The following is a 19,631-nucleotide window of genomic DNA, read 5'->3' on the forward strand; positions in this document are numbered from 1 at the left end:
AAAAAAGGTGAGGGCCGCCCCTTGTTGGGGGCGGCCCTCACCATGGTTTGAGTCCGGCGGCGTCCTACTCTCCCACACCCTCCCGAGTGCAGTACCATCGGCGCTGGAGGGCTTAGCTTCCGGGTTCGGAATGAGACCGGGCGTTTCCCCTCCGCTATGACCACCGGCACACTGGCCAGCGCACCAACCCCCCACTCCTGTCTGCCCCGGGTGTTGCACCCAGGCCTATAGGGGGGGTGGTTGTTTGCTGAGATATCACACAGTGGACGCGTGTCGAGCACCTTGTTTAATGTGGTTAAGCCCTCGGCCTATTAGTACCGGTCAACTGAACCAGTTACCTGGCTTACATCTCCGGCCTATCAACCCAGTCGTCTAGCTGGGGGCCTTACCCACTCAAAGGTGGTGGGATACCTCATCTCGAAGCAGGCTTCCCGCTTAGATGCTTTCAGCGGTTATCCCTTCCGAACGTAGCCAACCAGCCGTGCCCCTGGCGGGACAACTGGCACACCAGAGGTTCGTCCGTCCCGGTCCTCTCGTACTAGGGACAGCCCTTCTCAAGTATCCAACGCGCACGGCGGATAGGGACCGAACTGTCTCACGACGTTCTAAACCCAGCTCGCGTACCGCTTTAATGGGCGAACAGCCCAACCCTTGGGACCTGCTACAGCCCCAGGATGCGACGAGCCGACATCGAGGTGCCAAACCATCCCGTCGATATGGACTCTTGGGGAAGATCAGCCTGTTATCCCCGGGGTACCTTTTATCCGTTGAGCGACACCGCTTCCACTCGCAAGTGCCGGATCACTAGTCCCGACTTTCGTCCCTGCTCGACCTGTCAGTCTCACAGTCAAGCTCCCTTGTGCACTTACACTCAACACCTGATTGCCAACCAGGCTGAGGGAACCTTTGGGCGCCTCCGTTACCCTTTAGGAGGCAACCGCCCCAGTTAAACTACCCACCAGACACTGTCCCTCGACCCGATCAGGGCCGCAAGTTAGATACCCAAATCCAACAGAGTGGTATTTCAAGATTGCCTCCACCCGAACTGGCGTCCGAGCTTCACCGGCTCCCACCTATCCTACACAATTGCATTCAGATACCAATGTCAAGCTATAGTAAAGGTCCCGGGGTCTTTCCGTCCTGCCGCGCGTAACGAGCATCTTTACTCGTACTGCAATTTCGCCGGGCCTGTGGTTGAGACAGTGGGGAAGTCGTTACGCCATTCGTGCAGGTCGGAACTTACCCGACAAGGAATTTCGCTACCTTAGGATGGTTATAGTTACCACCGCCGTTTACTGGCGCTTAAGTTCTCCGCTTCGCCCCGAAGAGCTAACAGGTCCCCTTAACGTTCCAGCACCGGGCAGGCGTCAGTCCATATACATCGTCTTACGACTTGGCATGGACCTGTGTTTTTAGTAAACAGTCGCTTCCCCCTGCTCTCTGCGGCCATACCACGCTCCACCCGCAAGGGGCTTCACGCGTCCGGCCCCCCTTCTCCCTAAGTTACGGGGGCAATTTGCCGAGTTCCTTAACCACAGTTCGCCCGTCGCCTCGGTATTCTCTACCTGACCACCTGTGTCGGTTTGGGGTACGGGCCGCTCGGAACATCGCTAGAGGCTTTTCTCGGCAGCATAGGATCACTGACTTCACCTGAATCGGCTCGGCATCACGTCTCAGCCACATGCGCCACGGATTTGCCTATGGCACGGCCTACACGCTTACCCCGGCACAACCACCGGCCGGGATCAGCTACCTTCCTGCGTCACCCCATCGCTCAACTACTACCCACCAGGATCCCAACCTCACCCACCTCACCCCGAAGGGATCAGCAGACTCAGATGGTTAGCACAGTGAGGTTCATCGCTGGCGCTCCTACGCGGGTACGGGAATATCAACCCGTTATCCATCGACTACGCCTCTCGGCCTCGCCTTAGGCCCCGACTCACCCAGGGCGGATTAGCCTGGCCCTGGAACCCTTGGTCATCCGGCGGAAGGGTTTCTCACCCTTCATTCGCTACTCATGCCTGCATTCTCACTCGTATGGCGTCCACACCTGGGTCACCCCGGCGCTTCACCCGCCATACGACGCTCCCCTACCCACCCACACACCTGCACCACAACCTCAAGGATCATGGCGAAGTACTTGTGTGAGTGCCACAGCTTCGGCGGTGTGCTTGAGCCCCGCTACATTGTCGGCGCGGAACCACTTGACCAGTGAGCTATTACGCACTCTTTAAAGGATGGCTGCTTCTAAGCCAACCTCCTGGTTGTCTATGCGATCCCACATCCTTTTCCACTTAGCACACGCTTAGGGGCCTTAGCTGGTGATCTGGGCTGTTTCCCTCTCGACTACGAAGCTTATCCCCCGCAGTCTCACTGCCGCGCTCTCACTTACCGGCATTCGGAGTTTGGCTGATTTCGGTAAGCTTGTAGGCCCCCTAGACCATCCAGTGCTCTACCTCCGGCAAGAAACACGCGACGCTGCACCTAAATGCATTTCGGGGAGAACCAGCTATCACGGAGTTTGATTGGCCTTTCACCCCTAACCACAGGTCATCCCCCAACTTTTCAACGTTGGTGGGTTCGGTCCTCCACGCAGTCTTACCCACGCTTCAACCTGCCCATGGCTAGATCACCCCGCTTCGGGTCTAGAACACGCGACTCAACGCCCTCTTCAGACTCGCTTTCGCTACGGCTACCCCACCCGGGTTAACCTCGCCACGTGCCACTAACTCGCAGGCTCATTCTTCAAAAGGCACGCCATCACCCCGAAAGGCTCTGACGGATTGTAGGCGAACGGTTTCAGGTACTATTTCACTCCCCTCCCGGGGTACTTTTCACCATTCCCTCACGGTACTCGTCCGCTATCGGTCACCAGGAAGTATTCAGCCTTACCAGGTGGTCCTGGCAGATTCACGGCAGATTACAGGGGTCCGCCGCTACTCGGGATATCTGCAAAGAGGTCGAAAGCTTTCACCTACAGGACTCTCACCCTCTACGGTTGGCTTTCCCACACCATTCAGCTAACCAACGACTTTGTAACTCTCCGGAAGACTGTCAGATCTTCCCCGCAGATCCCACAACCCCGATGACGCAACCCCTGACAGGTATCACACGCCACCGGTTTAGGCTCCATCCGCTTTCGCTCGCCACTACTCACGGAATCACTATTGTTTTCTCTTCCTACGGGTACTGAGATGTTTCACTTCCCCGCGTTCCCCCCACCACCCTATGAATTCAGATGATGGTGACACGACATGACTCGTGCCAGGTTTCCCCATTCGGACACCCTGGGATCACAGCTAGGTTGACAGCTCCCCCAGGCCTATCGCGGCCTCCCACGTCCTTCATCGGCTCCTGGTGCCAAGGCATCCACCGTTCGCCCTTGACAACTTAACCACAGAAAACAAGATGCTCGCGTCCACTGTGCAATTCTCAACCAACAACCAACCCACAACCCCCCGCCCCCCACCAAACCCCGAAACACACCACCACAAACCAAGGTGGCCAACCCACAAACAGGATCTCCGCGTTTCGAGCGGTATGAGGAGCCAGGTCATGCCTGGCGCTGAACAACAACCCCCAACCCTCCCGGGCCGGGTGCCCGTGCCGCTGTCCGCAGCATCCGGGCCTGGTTGTTCCTTCAGGACCCAACAGGGTGTCTTGATCTGAACGCCTCGTCCCCGCCGCACCCACCCACCGTTCCCCCACCCCTCACAGGATGCGTACTAGATGAATCGGCCGTTGCCGGAACCAAACTGGGCCAGTGTCTCCGCCATCGAGCACCCCGCCACCACACTCGGGCGACGCGGGCTCCTGGCCCGCTTTCACGGGCTAGGTGCTCCTTAGAAAGGAGGTGATCCAGCCGCACCTTCCGGTACGGCTACCTTGTTACGACTTCGTCCCAATCGCCAGCCCCACCTTCGACGGCTCCCTCCCACAAGGGGTTAGGCCACCGGCTTCGGGTGTTGCCGACTTTCGTGACGTGACGGGCGGTGTGTACAAGGCCCGGGAACGTATTCACCGCAGCGTTGCTGATCTGCGATTACTAGCGACTCCGACTTCACGGGGTCGAGTTGCAGACCCCGATCCGAACTGAGACCGGCTTTTTGGGATTCGCTCCACCTCACGGCATCGCAACCCTTTGTACCGGCCATTGTAGCATGCGTGAAGCCCTGGACATAAGGGGCATGATGACTTGACGTCATCCCCACCTTCCTCCGAGTTGACCCCGGCAGTCTTCGATGAGTCCCCGCCATAACGCGCTGGCAACATCGAACGAGGGTTGCGCTCGTTGCGGGACTTAACCCAACATCTCACGACACGAGCTGACGACAGCCATGCACCACCTGTCACCCGCCCCGAAGGACCCCGTATCTCTACGAGTTTTCGAGTGATGTCAAACCCAGGTAAGGTTCTTCGCGTTGCATCGAATTAATCCGCATGCTCCGCCGCTTGTGCGGGCCCCCGTCAATTCCTTTGAGTTTTAGCCTTGCGGCCGTACTCCCCAGGCGGGGCGCTTAATGCGTTAGCTGCGGCACAGAGGACCGGAGAGGTCCCCCACACCTAGCGCCCAACGTTTACAGCGTGGACTACCAGGGTATCTAATCCTGTTCGCTCCCCACGCTTTCGCTCCTCAGCGTCAGTATCGGCCCAGAGACCCGCCTTCGCCACCGGTGTTCCTCCTGATATCTGCGCATTTCACCGCTACACCAGGAATTCCAGTCTCCCCTACCGAACTCTAGCCTGCCCGTATCGGCTGCAGGCCCGCGGTTGAGCCGCGGGTTTTCACAGTCGACGCGACAAGCCGCCTACGAGCTCTTTACGCCCAATAAATCCGGACAACGCTCGCGCCCTACGTCTTACCGCGGCTGCTGGCACGTAGTTGGCCGGCGCTTCTTCTGCACCTACCGTCACTCTCGCTTCGTCGGTGCTGAAAGAGGTTTACAACCCGAAGGCCGTCATCCCTCACGCGGCGTCGCTGCATCAGGCTTCCGCCCATTGTGCAATATTCCCCACTGCTGCCTCCCGTAGGAGTCTGGGCCGTGTCTCAGTCCCAGTGTGGCCGGTCGCCCTCTCAGGCCGGCTACCCGTCGTCGCCTTGGTAGGCCATCACCCCACCAACAAGCTGATAGGCCGCGAGCCCATCCCACGCCGAAAAACTTTCCACCCCCGACCATGCGGCCAGAAGTCATATCCGGTATTAGCCCCGGTTTCCCGGGGTTATCCCAAAGCATGGGGCAGGTTACTCACGTGTTACTCACCCGTTCGCCGCTCGAGTACCCCCGAAAGGGCCTTTCCGCTCGACTTGCATGTGTTAAGCACGCCGCCAGCGTTCGTCCTGAGCCAGGATCAAACTCTCCAACAAAAACCTGTTGAAAAACAATCCCAGCAACAAACAAATTGTTGCCAAAGGAATCCCACCAACAAAACACGTTGGCCAGGGACATAACAATCACAATTGGCACTGGCTTATCAAAACACCCTGTTGAGTTCTCAAAGAACAACCACACACCAAAACCAGACCCCCAACCGGAGGCCCAACCCCGGGGCACTCGTTCAACTTTACCGGGTCTTTCAGTCCCTGTCAACCGGATTCTCCCGGTTGGTTCCTGTCTGCCCCAGTACGCCCGCCTGTCCGGGCGCGCGGCGTTACCACGCACTCGAAGTCGTTGGGCTTGGCAGGCCGGCCGCCGCGGTCTAGCCGCTGGCTCGTCCGTTCCCCTGCCGAGAGAGAACATTACCCGGTCGTATCCAGCGCACCAAATCGACCCCCCTGGGTCCATCAAATGCGCAGGTCAGCACGGTTGTCCGGTCAGTCGAGGGCGCGGAGCGCGTCGCCGATCGCGCGGTGGAACGTGGGGTACGCCCAGATCGTGCTGCGCAAGGTCGCCACCGGCACCTCCGCATGCACCGCGACCGACAGCGCACCGAGGACCTCGCCGCCCGCCGGGCCGGCTGAGGTCGCACCGACGAGGACGCCGCGCGCCCCGTCGGCAACGAGCTTGATGAAACCGTCGTTGCCCGGCCCATGGATGAACCCCCGTGACGAGGACGGCAGGGACATGTGGCCGACGCGTACCTCGATTCCGGCGTCCTGAGCCTGCCGTTCCGTCAAGCCCACTGCGCCGATCTCGGGGTCGGTGAAGGTCACCCGTGGTCGCGCACGATAGTCCGCGCTCGGCCCTTCCCGGCCGAGGATGTCACGGACCGCGACATCTCCCTCGTACATGGCCATGTGCGTGAAGGCGCCGTTGCCGGTGACGTCGCCAACCGCCCACACCTTGTCGGCGACCCGCATGCGGTCGTCCGTCACGAGGTGGTGTGCGGTCGGGTCGAGCCCGATGGAGTCGATACCAAGGTCGCCGAGGCGGGCGGTGCGGCCGGTGGCGACCAGCAACCGCTGGCCGGTGACCGTCCGGCCGTCGCTCAGCGTCACGGTAAAGCCGTCGCCGGAGTGCGCCACCCGCTGTGCACGTATCCCGGTCAGGATGGTCACTCCGTCGCGGGCCAGCGCCTGTGCGGCCAGCTCGGAGGACTCAGGCTCCTCCATCGAGAGCACCCGATCGCTGCCCTCGATGACCGTGACGGCGACCCCGAAACGCGCCATGACCTGGGTCAGTTCGAGGCCGATGGCGCCGCCGCCGAGCACCAGCAGGGTCTCCGGCAGCCGCTCGGCCTCGACGGCCTCGCGGTTGGTCCAGAACGGCGTGCCCGCCAGACCGTCGATCGGGGGCACCACCGGCGCCGTACCGGTCGCGAGGACCAGGGCGCGGGCGGCCACGTACTCCTGATCGTCGACGCGGACGCGGCCTGGGCCGACGATCGTGGCCCGGCCCCGCACGAACCGGCCGCCCTTGCCCGTGAAGCGGTCCACCGCGACCTTGTCGTCCCAGGTGTCGGTGGCTTCCGCGCGGATGCGGCGGGCGACCGGGGCCCAGTCCGGCTGCACGGTCGACGCACCGGCCAGGCCGGGGATGCGGCGGGCCTCGGCCAGCGCATTACCCGCCCGGATCATCATCTTGGTCGGGATGCAGCCCCAGTACGGGCACTCGCCGCCGACCAGCGCCTGCTCGATGCCGACCACGGACAGACCGGCCTCGGCCAAGCGACCGGCGACCTCCTCGCCGCCGACGCCGAGGCCGACGACGACCGCGTCCACGTGCTGCGCTTCGCCCATGGGCACCAGCTTGGCATCGCTGCCCACGACGACACGGCAACTGCGCCGGACATTTTCGTCGGGAAATCCTTGAGTGGCTCGGCCGGTGGCCGATTCTCAACGCCGCGGAAGAGGTCACACCGAAGGTGCGGCTGTGAGGGGGCGAATGGCGGGCAGGGCTGGTGCCCGCCAACCTCATGGCCGCGACACCGCGCTCGCGCTGTCCGGGGATTCCCCGGGCAGCGCGAGCCGCGGCGCCCGGCTCCACCGCCTGCCGGGCCACCTGCTCGGCTGTCAGGCCCGCAGCCAGCTCGCCTCCCCGTGGGGGGACTCCAGCGGTGGCGGATAGTCCAGGTCGCGGCGTACCGGGTCGGACAGCCGCCAGGGCTCGTGTATGGCGCCGCCCGGGACTGCCGCGAGTTCGGGAAGGTAGCGCCGGACGTACGTCCCCTCCGGGTCGAAGCGGCGCGCCTGCCGGATCGGGTTGAACCGGCGGTATGGCCGGGTGTCGTTGCCGGTGCCTGCCACCCACTGCCAGTTGCCGGCGTTGTTGGCGATGTCGCCGTCGAGCAACCACCGGAAGAACCAGCGCACCCCGTCGCGCCAGTCCAGGTAGAGGTGTTTGGCGAGGTAGGCGGAGGTGATCAGCCGCGCCCGGTTGTGCATCCAGCCCTCGGCACGCAGCTGCCGCATGCCGGCGTCCACCACGGGCACTCCGGTCCGGCCGTCCTGCCAGTGGCGTAGCGCGTCCGGCTCGCGGCGCCAATGAGGCTCGGCCGCCGCCCGGTAGGCGTCGGTCGCCAGCCGGGGGAAGGCGCTCGCGACCTGGTGGTAGAAGTCGCGCCAGCACAGCTGGCGGAGGAACGCGGTGGGTCCAGGCCCGTCGAGGGCGCGCGCCGCGTTTGCCACCGTCAGCGGGGACACACAGCCGAAACGCAGGTACGGGCTGAGGCGTGAGGTCGCGTCGGCGGCGAGATCGTCGTGGTGGTCGGAATACCCCACGACGCCCGCGGAGATCCCGTGTCCGTTGCCGTTGTCGCTGGTCAGCCAGGAACGCAGGCGGCGCAGTCCCGCACTCTCGCCGCCGGGCACGGCGTCCGGCGACTCGCCGGGCGGAGCCGGGGGCAACTCGCCGGGGTCGATCCCGTCGGGTAGCCGGATCGCACGGGGAGCGGCTTCCTCCGCACGCCACGAGGCTGCCTGCCACGCCCGGTGGTACGGGGAGAAGACGCGGTAGTGGTCGCCGCCACCGGTGGGACGGATGGCACCCGGATCGACAACGGTGACCCCTGGGAACGTGTGCAGGGCGATGCGGTGCCGGGCGCATTCGCGCGCCAGGCGGTGCTCGCGCCTGCGGGCGTACCCGCTGATGTCGGCGGTGATCGTGACGGTGTCGGCCGCAACGGCCCGGGCCACGCGAATGGCCTGCGCGACCGGGTCGCCCTGGCGGACCACCAGGTCGCCGCCGCGACCGCGCAGGGTGTGCCGCAGATCGGTGAGCGCCTGGTGCAGGAACCGGGACCGGTTCGCCGAGATCGCCCGCAGATGCGGATCGAACACGAACAACGGCACGACCCGGTCGGCGGTGGAGCAGGCCGCGGTGAGCGCGGGATGGTCACGCAGGCGCAGGTCACGGGTGAGCAGGACGACCGCGGTGCGCATGTCAGGCCACCGCCGCCACCGGGGTGCCGGGGCGGGTGAGCAGGCACCGCAGCGCGACCGTCGCCCGGCGCCGGTGGGGCACCGCGGCGCGACGTGCGAAGACGTCGTGGTCGGCTGCGGCCACCTCGTCGAGAATGCCGGCGTAGAGCCGGAACGCCGTGCGGAGACATGCCTGCGAGGTGGGCGCCAGCAGGGGGATACCGGGGGCGGCGGCCGCGTAATGGTCGCGGGCGCGCTGGCATTCCGCCCGGATCAGGGCCTTGATCGCCGGGGTCGCCCGCCCGGCGGCACGGGCGGCGCGCAGGTCGTCCCGGGTGACGCCGTGTTCGGCGAGGTGGGTGTCCGGCAGGTAGGTGCGGCCGCGGTCGAGGTCCTCGGCGACATCGCGGATGAAATTGGTGAGCTGGAACGCCAGGCCCAGCTGGCGGGCTGGTTCGCGGGCCGCGGCCGGATCGGTCGAGCCGAGGATCGGCAGCATCATCGTGCCGATGACCGCGGCCGAGCCCTCCATGTAGCCGAGCAGGTCGGCGTAGGTGGGATACGAGGTGACCGTGAGATCCATCGCCATGCTGCGCAGGAACGCGGCGAAGTCGTCGGGGTCGAGGTCGAACACGGCGATGGTGTGCAGCACCGCGGGGAGCAGGGGGTCCTCGACCGGCTCGCCGCGCAACCCGGCGAGGAAGCGGTCGGACCATGCGGTGAGGCGGGCGGCGCGCTCATGTGGTGGCAGCGCCTCCGTGCGGTCCACGATCTCGTCCGCGAATCGGGCGAAGCCATACAAGGCGTGGACATGCCGACGTTTCCATCCGGGCAGCATCCGGGTGGCCAGAAAGTACGTTCGGCCGTGGCGCCGGTGCAGCTCACGGCACCGGTCATACGCAACCGTCAGGTCCACGCGGGCCCCCTCCGTCAGGAATCCCATCACGCCGAATCGACGCACGGATCGACGCAACTGCCTCGATGAGCGTACTCTCATCCCGTGGCCAACGACATCCTCGCCGGACATCCGCGTCGGACCCTGCCGCTCCAGGCCGTCCGCCGCGACGACGTGATCGGCGCGGTGGAGGGCACGCTCGCCGACTTCCTCGCCGGCCAGACCGCCGCGCTGGACGGGGTCGATCCGGCACTGGGCGGATTCGCCCGCGCGGCCCGCGACCTGGTGCTCGCGGGGGGCAAGCGGCTGCGGCCGACGTTCGCGTACTGGGGTTGGCGGGGAGCGGTCGATGCGGCCGAGGCGGTCGATCCGGTGCTGCCCGCGCTCGCGGCGTTGGAGCTTATGCACGCGTTCGCGCTGGTGCACGACGACGTGATGGACGACTCGGCGACCCGGCGGGGACACCCGGCGGTGCACCGGGTGTTCGCGGCTCAGCACGAGAGCGCCGGGCGTCGCGGCGCATCGGTCCACTTCGGGCAGAGCGCCGCCGTCCTCGTGGGCGACCTGATGCTCGTCTGGGCAGACCAGCTGCTGGCCCGCGCCCCGCTCGCCCCGGCCACCCTGCTCGCCGCCCGCGCCTGCTATGACCGGATGCGCGCCGAAGCGGTCGCCGGGCAGTATCTGGACGTGCTCGGGGAGGCCGAGCCACCGAAGTGGTCCGTGGAGCGGGCGCTGCGGGTTGCCCGGCTCAAGACCGCCGGTTACACCGTGCGTCACCCGTTGCAGTTCGGCCTGGCGCTGGCCGGACCGGCCGGGGACCCAGCCGCACAGGAGGCGTACCACCGGTTCGGCACCGCGGTCGGTGAGGCGTTCCAACTGCGCGACGACCTGCTCGGGGTGTACGGCGACCCCGCGGTCACCGGCAAGCCCGCCGGCGATGACCTGCGTACCGGTAAGCCCACCGTGCTGCTCATGCTCGCCCGCCAGCTCGCCACCCCGGCCCAGCGCGCCGTCCTCAACCGGATCCCCGGTCTCGCGCCGGACACCGGCGACGTGGACCAGCTCGCCCGGGTGATCGCCGCGACCGGGGCGGTAGCGCGGGTCGAGACACTCATCCGGCACCGGGTCGCCGAGGGGGTCGCCGCCCTGGCCGACGCGCCCATCCACCCGGACGCCCGCGCCGCCCTGACCCGGCTGGCCGTGACCGCCACCCACCGACCGGCATGATGAGGCCCCCGGACATGTTCGCCGTCCCGAATCCCAGGAGGCGCTGACGTGCGCACCGTGACAGGACCCACCGATCGGGTGGTGGTGGTGGGTGCCGGGCTGGGCGGGCTGGCGTGTGCCCTGCACCTGGCCGGGGCCGGGCGGCAGGTGACCGTTGTCGAGCGCGAGTCGGCACCGGGCGGGCGGGCCGGACGGCTCTCCATCGACGGGTACGAGTTCGACACCGGGCCCACCGTGCTCACCATGCCGGAGCTGATCGCCGAGCCGCTGGCCGCCGTCGGGGAGAACCTCGCCGACTGGCTGGATCTGATCCCGCTCGACCCGGCCTACCGGGCGTACTACCCGGACGGCTCGACATTGGACGTACGCACCGACACGGTGCGGATGGCCGCCGAGGTCTCCCACGTTTGCGGGCCCCGGGAAGCCGACGGATATCTGCGCTTCGTCGAGTTCGCGCGACGGCTGTGGCAGCTCGAACGCGACCACTTCATCGACCGCAACCTCGACGGCCCCGCTGACCTGGTGCACTTCAACCTGCTGAAGCTCCTGGCCATGGGCGGGTTCCGGCGGCTCCAACCGAAGATCAACGAGTTCTTCCGCGATCCCCGTACCCGGCGGATCTTCTCGTTCCAGGCCATGTATGCGGGCCTGGCCCCGCACGACGCGCTCGCGCTGTACGCCGTCATCGCGTACCTGGACGCGGTCGCCGGTGTGTACCACCCCCGCGGCGGCATGCACGCCGTGCCGAAGGCGCTGGCGGGCGCCGCCGGCAAACACGGTGTGGACATCCGTTACGACACGACCGTGACCCGGGTCGAGATGAGCCACGGCCGCGCCACCGGCGTGCACACCGCGGACGGTGAGCACATCCCGGCCGACGTGGTCGTGCTCAACCCCGACCTACCGGTCGCCCGGCGTCAGCTGCTGCCCCCCGCCGGCCGCCCACGCCGCCTGCGCTACTCGCCGTCCTGCGTGGTGGTGCATGTCGGGTCGCGGCAGGCCTACCGCAAGGCCGCACACCACAACATCCATTTCGGTACGGCGTGGCGGAACACCTTCGACGAGGTGATCCGCCGCGGGCTGCTGATGAGTGACCCGTCTCTGCTGGTCACGAACCCGAGCCGGACGGACCCGTCCGTCGCGCCCGCCGGACGACACACCTACTACGTGCTCGCGCCCACCCCCAATCTCGACACGGCGCCGCTGGATTGGCGTGGCGGCCTGGGCCAGCGGTACGCCGACGAGTTGCTCGACGTGCTGGAGCAGCGTGGCTACCTGGGCTTTCGTGCCGGAGTCGAGGTCGAACGGGTCGTCACTCCGGCAGACTGGGCCGGCCAGGGCATGGCCGCGGGCACCCCGTTCGCCGCCGCGCATACGTTCCGGCAGACCGGCCCGTTCCGGCCCGGCAACCTGCACCCGACGGTGCCCAACGTCGTGTTCACCGGCTCCGGCACCCAGCCCGGCGTCGGAGTGCCGATGGTGCTGATCTCGGGCAAGCTCGCCGCCGCGCGGGTCACGGGGGGCGTCAGATGACCGAGCGCACTGCGGGCCGCGATAGCCTGCCCGGCCGGCACCACATGACCGGGCGCAGCGAGGGCCTCGGGAGCACGGGTATGACCTCCCGCGAGCAGCACCTCGTCGAACTGGTCGACGCCGACGGCGCGCCGGTGGGCTCCGCCACGGTCGAGCAGGCCCATCAGGCACCCGGTTCGCTGCACCGGGCGTTCTCCGTCTTCCTACGCGGCCCGGACGGCCGGGTGCTGCTGCAGCAGCGGGCCGACATCAAGACCCGGTTTCCGCTGCGCTGGGCCAACACGTGCTGCGGGCATCCCGCGCCCGGGGAGGACCTCACCACCGCGGCCGCGCGTCGCCTCGCGGAAGAGCTCGGCCTCGACGGCGTGGCACTCACCGAGGCCGGGGTGTATGCGTACCGCGCGCAGGACCCGGCCTCCGGGCGGGTCGAGCACGAGTACGACCACGTCCTCGTCGGTGACCTGCCCGCCGCGCGGGCGCCCAGCCCCGACCCCCGGGAGGTCGCTGCGATCCGGTGGGTGGAGCCGGGGGAGCTGCGTTCGGCGCTGGCGGCGGATCCCGGCTCGTACGCGCCGTGGCTCGCGGGGGTCACCGAGTGCCTGATCCGGCATCTGGACTCCGGCGGGGAGTCCGCGGGTGGCCGATGACGCGCTCACCGCCGGGGCCGCCGCCCGGCGGCTCGGCGTCGCCGTCACCACCCTGCGCACCTGGCACCAGCGGTACGGACTGGGTCCGAGTGCGCACAGCCCCGGGCGACATCGGCGCTACACCCCCGAGGACATGGACCGCCTGGAGGTGATGCGGCGGCTCACCGCCCGCGGCATGACGCCCGCTGAGGCCGCGGGATGGGCGCGGCGGGCGGTCGTACCGATGGATGTCGCCTGGCCGTCGTCGCACGGCCGTGACGCGACCGCCGAGGGCGCGGCGCCCCGGCGCGGCGGCGGCCGGACCGTTGCGCATGCCCGGGCCGGACCGGGCGCCCGAGGTGTGGCCCGCGCCGCCGCACGGCTCGACGCCGCGTCCGTGCGCGATCTGCTGGAAGCGAACGTCGCCGACCACGGCGTGGTCGGGGCCTGGCACGAGGTGATCGTGCCGGTGCTCGTCGGAATCGGCGAACGCTATGCCGCGACCCAGCGCTTCATCGAGGTGGAGCACCTCGTCTCCCGCTGCGTGACCGAGGTGCTCGGCGCGGTGCCGCGGCCGTCGCCCGGCACGGACGCCCGCATCCTGCTGGCCGCCACCGACGAGGAGCAGCACACCCTGCCGCTGGAGGCACTGGCCGCAGCACTCGCGGAGCGGGGGGTGCCGTGCCGGTTGCTCGGTGCCCGGGTCCCCCCGCAGGCGCTGGACGACGCCGTGACGAGGACCGGGCCGACCGCGGTGGTGCTCTGGTCCCAGCAACGGCTCACCGCCGACCCGGGCCAGCTCGGCCGGTTGCTCGACGGCCCGCACCGCCCGCTGCTCGTGGCCGCGGCCGGACCCGGCTGGGACCGGGCCGAACTGCCCGACGGGGTGCCCGTACTCGGCAGCCTGCCGGAGGCGGTCGCGGCGGTCACCGCGGCGGCCGACCCGGCACGGCCGCGGATTGATCTCCGTTGGTGCTGATCGGCGGGCCGCCACGGCGACGGGGATACCGGTTTGGAGACCGCCCGGCCCATCACGTATGCTTTCGAAGCCTCAAGCGGGGCCGGTAAGGGCCCACGCCGCCAGGATTGCGGGTATGCAATGATGGCGGAGTTGCCCTCATCGTCTAGTGGCCTAGGACGCCGCCCTTTCAAGGCGGTAGCACGGGTTCGAATCCCGTTGGGGGTACGGACCGGCCTCGGTCGGGTAGTTACGCGGGTTTATGCAAGGTCCTGTGGAGCAGTTGGAGTGCTCGCCGCCCTGTCAAGGCGGAGGTCGCGGGTTCAAGTCCCGTCAGGACCGCCAGCGCCACCACGGCCAGGTAGCTCAGTTGGTACGAGCGTCCGACTGAAAATCGGAAGGTCGGCGGTTCGACCCCGCCCCTGGCCACCAGCGCCCAAACGGGCTTCCGAAGCGCCGACCAGCGGAAACGCAGGTCGGCGCTTCGTCGTTGCGGCCTCCGTCCCGGAGGACGATGTAGCCGTTGCTCACCGCTGGAAACCCATGATCACCGCCCTGAGTTGCACGCTCGCTGCACGCCGCCGCTCGTCCTTCGGCCATCCCGTTCACCGTCGACCCACCCTCCGGGGCGCGGGCCGCCGCCGGGGCCGCCATAACGCGGCCACCGCGAGAACGCGTACGGAGGCTGGCGGCCCCGGCGGTGGTCTGCTCGGCTTGCCTGGGTCGATGGTGGGCGGGATGGCTCCCCCATCCCGTGATCCCGAGCGCCCCCGCCGGAGGCGCTATGCGCGGGGTCGGAAGATCCGGCGGAGACCGTTGTGTCCGAAAGCCCAGTACAACGACGTGGAACGGTGACCGTTCATGCCCGTCCGGGACCGCTATGCAACCCCGGCTACCGACCCGTGGATAGCCGATCTTGCCTAGGGTGAGCGGCGTGCCAGGACAGGTACCCAAAAAGTATCGGCTCGGCGTCGCGGCGCTCGCCGCCCTGACTGCTGCAGTGGCCCTGGCAGGCTGCTCGGACGCTCGGCCGTCGGGCGACGGCTGCGCCAACGACCACGACCGGCAGCGTGCCCAGTCTCTGGCCTCCTTGCCATTCATCACAGCTCATCCGGATCCGGCGGAGGTTGTCGATCAGGGCGGCGGGTGTGGCTCGGACAGTGGGCAGATCGGTGCCGGGCGTGAGTACTACTGGGAGAACTTGGACCAGCGCGGGGTGGCCGCCTTCCATCGGGCGATCGCCATGCAGGACGGCTGGACGGTGGTGCCGGCACCCGCCGAGAGCCAGGCCGCGAGCAACGCCGCCCGGGACCCCGACGCCGATCTGGGTGCGGCCAGACCCTCGACGCTGAGCGAAGACGACGACCTCTGCTTCACAAAGACGATCGACGGCAGTGCGGCGTTCATGCAGCTCGAGTTTCCCGATTCCTCAATCCATGGCGCCTACGGCAACGTCTACACGGTCAGCGCGTGGTTCCCGGGACCCAGCGAATCGCCTGGATGCTGACCAGCGCCCTTACCGTCGCCGTCCAGGTGCCTCTGCCGTAAGGCATTCTTCAGTTCGGCACCCCGCTGGTGCGGCGCGCCGCGGTGCGCGATGCCGGCCGCAGGCCGCCAGCAGCGGGCCGCGAGTGCGCACGGTGCGCCGCGCTTGCGCGGCGCCTTGATCCTGAAAAGGTCAATTCGGCAGTACAACGGGCATGGTTTTGCCCTCCATCTCCGCAGCTTCGAGCTGCGCCTGCCGATATAGCGGCCCGTGACGCGAAACTGGGGCCTCCACGCAGTAGCCGTGCTCGCCGGTTTCGCGATGATGCTCATGGTCGCGTCGGTCGTCGTGAAGAACCGACGCGAAGAGCAGATGGCGCAGTCGTATCGGGCCGCTCTCGCTAAGAGCAACGTTCTCGCAGAAGATCCGCTCGCTGCCAAGGACGCCAGGCGGGCCGCCGATGACCTCATCCGCAAGTACGCGCCGTTCGTCGGTCCGGTGGCTCTCGGTGAAGTCTTGGCCGTGACGGGCGACTTCGGCTTCACGGCACGACTCCGGGTCGTCCCCGGGAACGATGCGGCGTCCTACACAGTCCGGATCCAAAACGGCGGGACCAAGCCGTTCGATGGCTCGTTCTCCAAGGGCGGCGCATGGTTGGACACCGACCACGGCAGGTTCTATCCGCCAACGGTACGGATCCTCCCGACCGGGACTGCCGCACCGTCTGCGATCGGTCCGAACACCGAGGCCAACCTTGCTCTCACTTTCAAGATCCCAGCCCAGGCCCGGCCCACCGGGCTAGTACTCTCCCTCCGCCTCGGGAAGTACTACCCGAACGCGCAATGGACCCTGACCCCATGATCTAGGCGGATTCCCGGACAGTCATGGAGCCGGGGCGGACGAACGCGCAACTCGAGTCGGTGTTGAGCCGGGGGCTCCCTCGAGGTAGTCAACTGCGAGGTCCCGGGCGCCCTCGTCAATCTCGCCAGGACTGAGGCGTTCCTCGGCCGACGGGTGAGGGAATCGTCGGCCCCGGCTCCATCAGCCCGCGCCTTGAGCGGCCGAAATTTGTGGAGGCGGCTCCCTGGTCCCTGGAGGCCGCGTTCACCCTTATCGGACTCTGGAAGGCCTACATGGAACAGGACGTCACCGCCGCACAGAAGCGACGCCCCACTCTGCCGCGGGTATCGGTCGGACTATTCGGCCGGATCTCGGTCGGTACGAGGATTCTCGCCGCGGTCGGCCTGATGGCCCTCATCGCGGTGGTGGTGGGTGGCGCGGGTCTGGTCGCGCAGGCCAGGGCCAACAGCGCGGCGAAGGCGACCTACCAGCACGCGCTGGTGCCGGCCACCACGCTGGCCCGGTTGAAGTCGTCCATCCAGCGGAACACGATCTTCATGAGCTTCGGCGCGATGTCTCCCGACCCAGCCGTTGCGGACAAGATGGTGGGCGTCGCCGCCGCCGAGGACCCGGTCCAGGACCAGACCCTGGCCGCCTACAGGGCCACCAGCACGTTCGCCCACGACCCGCGGCTGACCGAAGTCGCCGAGCTGGTCACCTTCTACCGCCAGGTACGCCACGACAAGATGGCCGCGCTCGCCAGGGCGCACAACACCGACGAGTACTTCCGGGTGTGGAACACCGAGGTCAACCCGAAGGTCCAGAAAGCCAACGTCGCCCTTGAAGGCCTGATCAAAGCCGAGACCGAGGCCGCAGAGAAGCAGGCCAAGGCGAGCGCGGCCTCCTATGCGGCCAACCGGCTGTTCCTGATCGCGGCGCTTACCGTCGGGCTTCTCGTGTCGCTCGCGGTCGCGTGGACGGTGACTCGCCGGATCAAGCATTCGCTGGGCGCGGTCGCCGGCGCACTGCACCAGGTCGGCGACGGTAACCTCACCGCCCGGGTCGAGGTGTCCACGCAGGACGAACTCGGCCAGATGGGTCAGGCCCTCAACCGGGCCACCGAGAACATGAGCCAGCTCATCCGGGCGATCGACGACTCGGCGGGCGAGCTGACCGGCGCGTCCCGCGACCTGTTCGACGTCTCCGGTCAGATCGCCACCAGCGTCAGCGCCATCAGCTCCCAGGCCGAGGTGGTGGCGAGCTCGGCGGACAACGTCTCGGCGAACGTCGCCGAACTCGCCGCAGCCAGCGAGGAGATGGGCGCGTCGATCACCGAGATCTCCCGCAACGCCAGCCACGCCGTCGGCGTCGCCGACCGGGCCGCCGACGTGGCCGACTCCACCAACCGGATCGTCACCGAGCTGGGCGAATCCTCCGGCCGCATCAGCGAGGTCATCCAGACCATCAACAACATCGCCGAACAGACCAACCTGCTCGCGCTCAACGCCACCATCGAGGCCGCACGGGCCGGCGAGCAGGGCAAGGGCTTCGCCGTCGTCGCCGGCGAGGTCAAGGACCTGGCCCAGGAGACCACCCGGGCCACCAGCGACATCGCCAGCCGCATCGCCGCCATCCAGAACGACATCACCAAGGCCGTCGACGCGATCAGCGAGATCACCTCCATCGTCGGTGGGATCAGCACGCACCAGACCAGCATCGCCACCGCCGTCGAGGAACAGTCCGCCACCGCCAGCGAGATCAACCGTACGGTCAGCGCCGCCGCGCTCGCCTCCGCCGACATCGCCGGCACCATCGCCGCAGTGGCCAACGCCAGCCAGGTCGCCAACGCCGGCGCCGGTGACGCGCACACGGCCGCCGAGGCGGTCTCCCGCAGGTCGGACCACCTCAAGACCCTGATCGCCAACTTCACCGTCTGACACCTGTGGCACGTACGACGGACGTCCCCTGAAGCCAGAGCCGCCACCGTCCCGGAGCAGCACGGGACCGAGGTCAAGCGCTCAAGCCAGGGGGGCGTCCGTGGTGCGTGCGGCGAATCGCGGCTGGCGCACAGCGCCGGCAAGCAACCAGGATGATCATGGCGCCCACCATCCGGTCGGCGGTTCGACCCCGCCCCTGGCCACCAGCGCCCAAACGGGCTTCCGAAGCGCCGACCAGCGGAAACGCAGGTCGGCGTTTCGTTGTTGTGGCTCGGTCTCCACCGCCGATGTGGCCCCGCTGCATACCCATGATCGCCCTCGTGAGTTGCACGTCCGCTGCACGACTGGCACCGCTCTGCTGCCATCCCCCGGACCGGTGCCAGAACTACGACTCCCACCCGGGGCGATCGGCTGCCGCGCCAGCAAGCTGGCCTGCGGCCAGCCGATCGCCCCGCCTCGATGGGTCTCAGCCCCCACTGGGCCTCAGCCCCGCTGGCGATCGTCACGGCCTCGGTGGCGTGCTCACATTGGTCTGTACCGCGCCGATGATGTCGGCGGCAGCGCCTCAACGAAGGTCTGCGGTGGGGCGCGCGTGGTTTACCGCCACGCTGGGACGGAGGTGGGAGGTCTGCATGTCCGGACGCGCGGATCGGCGAGCCAGGCACGCTTTGATATACCCGCCGGAAGAGCGCGGTCGTCGAATTCTGTGGCGCACGGTTACCTTCGCTGGTTTTACGGCGCTCACTGCCCCCGTCGTTTGGTTTACATACATCCGTGGATGGATCGACGAGCCGTTCATCCGGAAGGGGCTCCTCGCGCTCGTTGCATTGCCGTACTGGGCCGTGGTGATGGCCGTCTGGAAGCGTCGCGGTCCGTACCTGCCGAAACTGCACGGTAATGAGCGGCCTGCCACGACGACCCCCGAGGAAAGGTCGTCCGACGACGCCCAGTCCGATCCAGGAGATCAGACTGGGGCCCTAGTCGAGGATGCAGGAACGGCCCGCTGAGCAAATGGGGCGGCCCGCCGCGCCGGCATGGGTCCGAGGGCAAGCCAGCTTGCTGGCGCGGCAGCCGATCGCCGCGACCTCGACACGGCTCAGCCCGCTGGCGATCGTCGCGGCCTACCGGGTTTGTCGGCGTCGCGGACGCCGCTCACATCGGGCCGCGGGTGCTCAAGCTGATAAGCGAAGCGCCGTTGAGATCGTCATGGCCCTGTTCACCAAGCCGCCTGCGTCCCCGGTATGGGTCATGCTCTACGGCTTCCTAGCTGGGAGTTTCGTCACCGACGGTGCCGGTGATCTAGTGGATCACGATTGGTTCGGATGGGTC

Annotated in this window: 10 protein-coding genes, 3 tRNA genes and 3 rRNA genes; 10 read left to right on the forward strand and 6 right to left on the reverse strand. The window is 67.4% G+C overall.

The genetic code is table 11. The features are described 5' to 3' along the window. Window positions 1-51 precede the first annotated feature (51 nt). From rrf to ACMCNO_RS00030, 6 genes are all read right to left on the reverse strand, one after another. A 5S ribosomal RNA gene (rrf, locus tag ACMCNO_RS00005) occupies window positions 52-168 on the reverse strand. Between the two features lie 123 nt (window positions 169-291). Continuing rightward, window positions 292-3,399 (reverse strand): 23S ribosomal RNA (locus tag ACMCNO_RS00010). A gap of 450 nt (window positions 3,400-3,849) precedes the next feature. After that, window positions 3,850-5,368, reverse strand: a 16S ribosomal RNA gene (locus ACMCNO_RS00015). The 16S, 23S and 5S rRNA genes sit together here, the layout of an rRNA operon. A gap of 447 nt (window positions 5,369-5,815) precedes the next feature. Beyond that, window positions 5,816-7,180, reverse strand: a complete 1,365-nt coding sequence (locus ACMCNO_RS00020; protein ID WP_412753562.1) for a dihydrolipoyl dehydrogenase family protein — start codon at window positions 7,178-7,180, stop codon at window positions 5,816-5,818. A gap of 273 nt (window positions 7,181-7,453) precedes the next feature. After that, window positions 7,454-8,821: a cryptochrome/photolyase family protein gene (locus tag ACMCNO_RS00025; RefSeq protein ID WP_412747375.1), complete on the reverse strand. Its 1,368-nt coding sequence runs from the start codon at window positions 8,819-8,821 to the stop codon at window positions 7,454-7,456. A 1-nt stretch (window position 8,822) separates the two neighbouring features. After that, window positions 8,823-9,743: a phytoene/squalene synthase family protein gene (locus tag ACMCNO_RS00030; RefSeq protein ID WP_412747376.1), complete on the reverse strand. Its 921-nt coding sequence runs from the start codon at window positions 9,741-9,743 to the stop codon at window positions 8,823-8,825. A gap of 57 nt (window positions 9,744-9,800) precedes the next feature. Between ACMCNO_RS00030 and ACMCNO_RS00035 the strand changes: the two genes are divergently transcribed. From ACMCNO_RS00035 to ACMCNO_RS00080, 10 genes are all read left to right on the forward strand, one after another. After that, complete coding sequence (locus ACMCNO_RS00035; RefSeq protein WP_412747377.1) at window positions 9,801-10,922, forward strand: polyprenyl synthetase family protein; 1,122 nt, start codon at window positions 9,801-9,803, stop codon at window positions 10,920-10,922. Window positions 10,923-10,970: 48 nt separating this feature from the next. Further along, window positions 10,971-12,455, forward strand: a complete 1,485-nt coding sequence (crtI, locus tag ACMCNO_RS00040; protein ID WP_412747378.1) for a phytoene desaturase family protein — start codon at window positions 10,971-10,973, stop codon at window positions 12,453-12,455. Window positions 12,456-12,535: 80 nt separating this feature from the next. Next, on the forward strand, window positions 12,536-13,102 hold the full coding sequence (gene idi / locus ACMCNO_RS00045) for an isopentenyl-diphosphate Delta-isomerase (RefSeq protein ID WP_412753563.1): 567 nt from the start codon (window positions 12,536-12,538) through the stop codon (window positions 13,100-13,102). Next, window positions 13,092-14,060 (forward strand): MerR family transcriptional regulator, encoded by a 969-nt coding sequence (locus ACMCNO_RS00050; protein ID WP_412747379.1) that lies wholly within the window; start codon window positions 13,092-13,094, stop codon window positions 14,058-14,060. Before idi ends, ACMCNO_RS00050 begins: the two co-directional genes overlap by 11 nt. Window positions 14,061-14,194: 134 nt before the next feature. Next, window positions 14,195-14,267: transfer RNA gene (locus ACMCNO_RS00055), tRNA-Glu, on the forward strand. 40 nt (window positions 14,268-14,307) lie between these two features. Continuing rightward, window positions 14,308-14,384, forward strand: a tRNA-Asp gene (locus ACMCNO_RS00060). 10 nt (window positions 14,385-14,394) lie between these two features. Beyond that, window positions 14,395-14,471 (forward strand) — tRNA-Phe (locus tag ACMCNO_RS00065). 502 nt (window positions 14,472-14,973) lie between these two features. Next, window positions 14,974-15,546, forward strand: coding sequence for a hypothetical protein (locus tag ACMCNO_RS00070; protein WP_412747380.1), 573 nt, complete (start codon window positions 14,974-14,976; stop codon window positions 15,544-15,546). Between the two features lie 282 nt (window positions 15,547-15,828). Continuing rightward, window positions 15,829-16,386 (forward strand): hypothetical protein, encoded by a 558-nt coding sequence (locus tag ACMCNO_RS00075; protein WP_412747381.1) that lies wholly within the window; start codon window positions 15,829-15,831, stop codon window positions 16,384-16,386. Between the two features lie 272 nt (window positions 16,387-16,658). Next, entirely contained in the window at window positions 16,659-18,302 is a 1,644-nt protein-coding gene (locus ACMCNO_RS00080; protein WP_412747382.1) for a methyl-accepting chemotaxis protein, read from the forward strand. The last annotated feature ends 1,329 nt before the right edge of the window (window positions 18,303-19,631 follow it).

This window comes from Krasilnikovia sp. M28-CT-15 (assembly GCF_047159595.1).
In the GTDB taxonomy this organism is placed as follows: domain Bacteria; phylum Actinomycetota; class Actinomycetes; order Mycobacteriales; family Micromonosporaceae; genus Actinoplanes.

Bases quoted from the DNA above. Each gene is read 5' to 3' on its own strand.
- ACMCNO_RS00020 (WP_412753562.1), bottom strand. From the start codon at position 7,180: ATGGGCGAAGCGCAGCACGTGGACGCGGTCGTCGTCGGCCTCGGCGTC.
- ACMCNO_RS00025 (WP_412747375.1), bottom strand. From the start codon at position 8,821: ATGCGCACCGCGGTCGTCCTGCTCACCCGTGACCTGCGCCTGCGTGAC.
- ACMCNO_RS00030 (WP_412747376.1), bottom strand. From the start codon at position 9,743: ATGGGATTCCTGACGGAGGGGGCCCGCGTGGACCTGACGGTTGCGTAT.
- idi (WP_412753563.1), top strand. From the start codon at position 12,536: ATGACCTCCCGCGAGCAGCACCTCGTCGAACTGGTCGACGCCGACGGC.
- ACMCNO_RS00080 (WP_412747382.1), top strand. From the start codon at position 16,659: ATGGAACAGGACGTCACCGCCGCACAGAAGCGACGCCCCACTCTGCCG.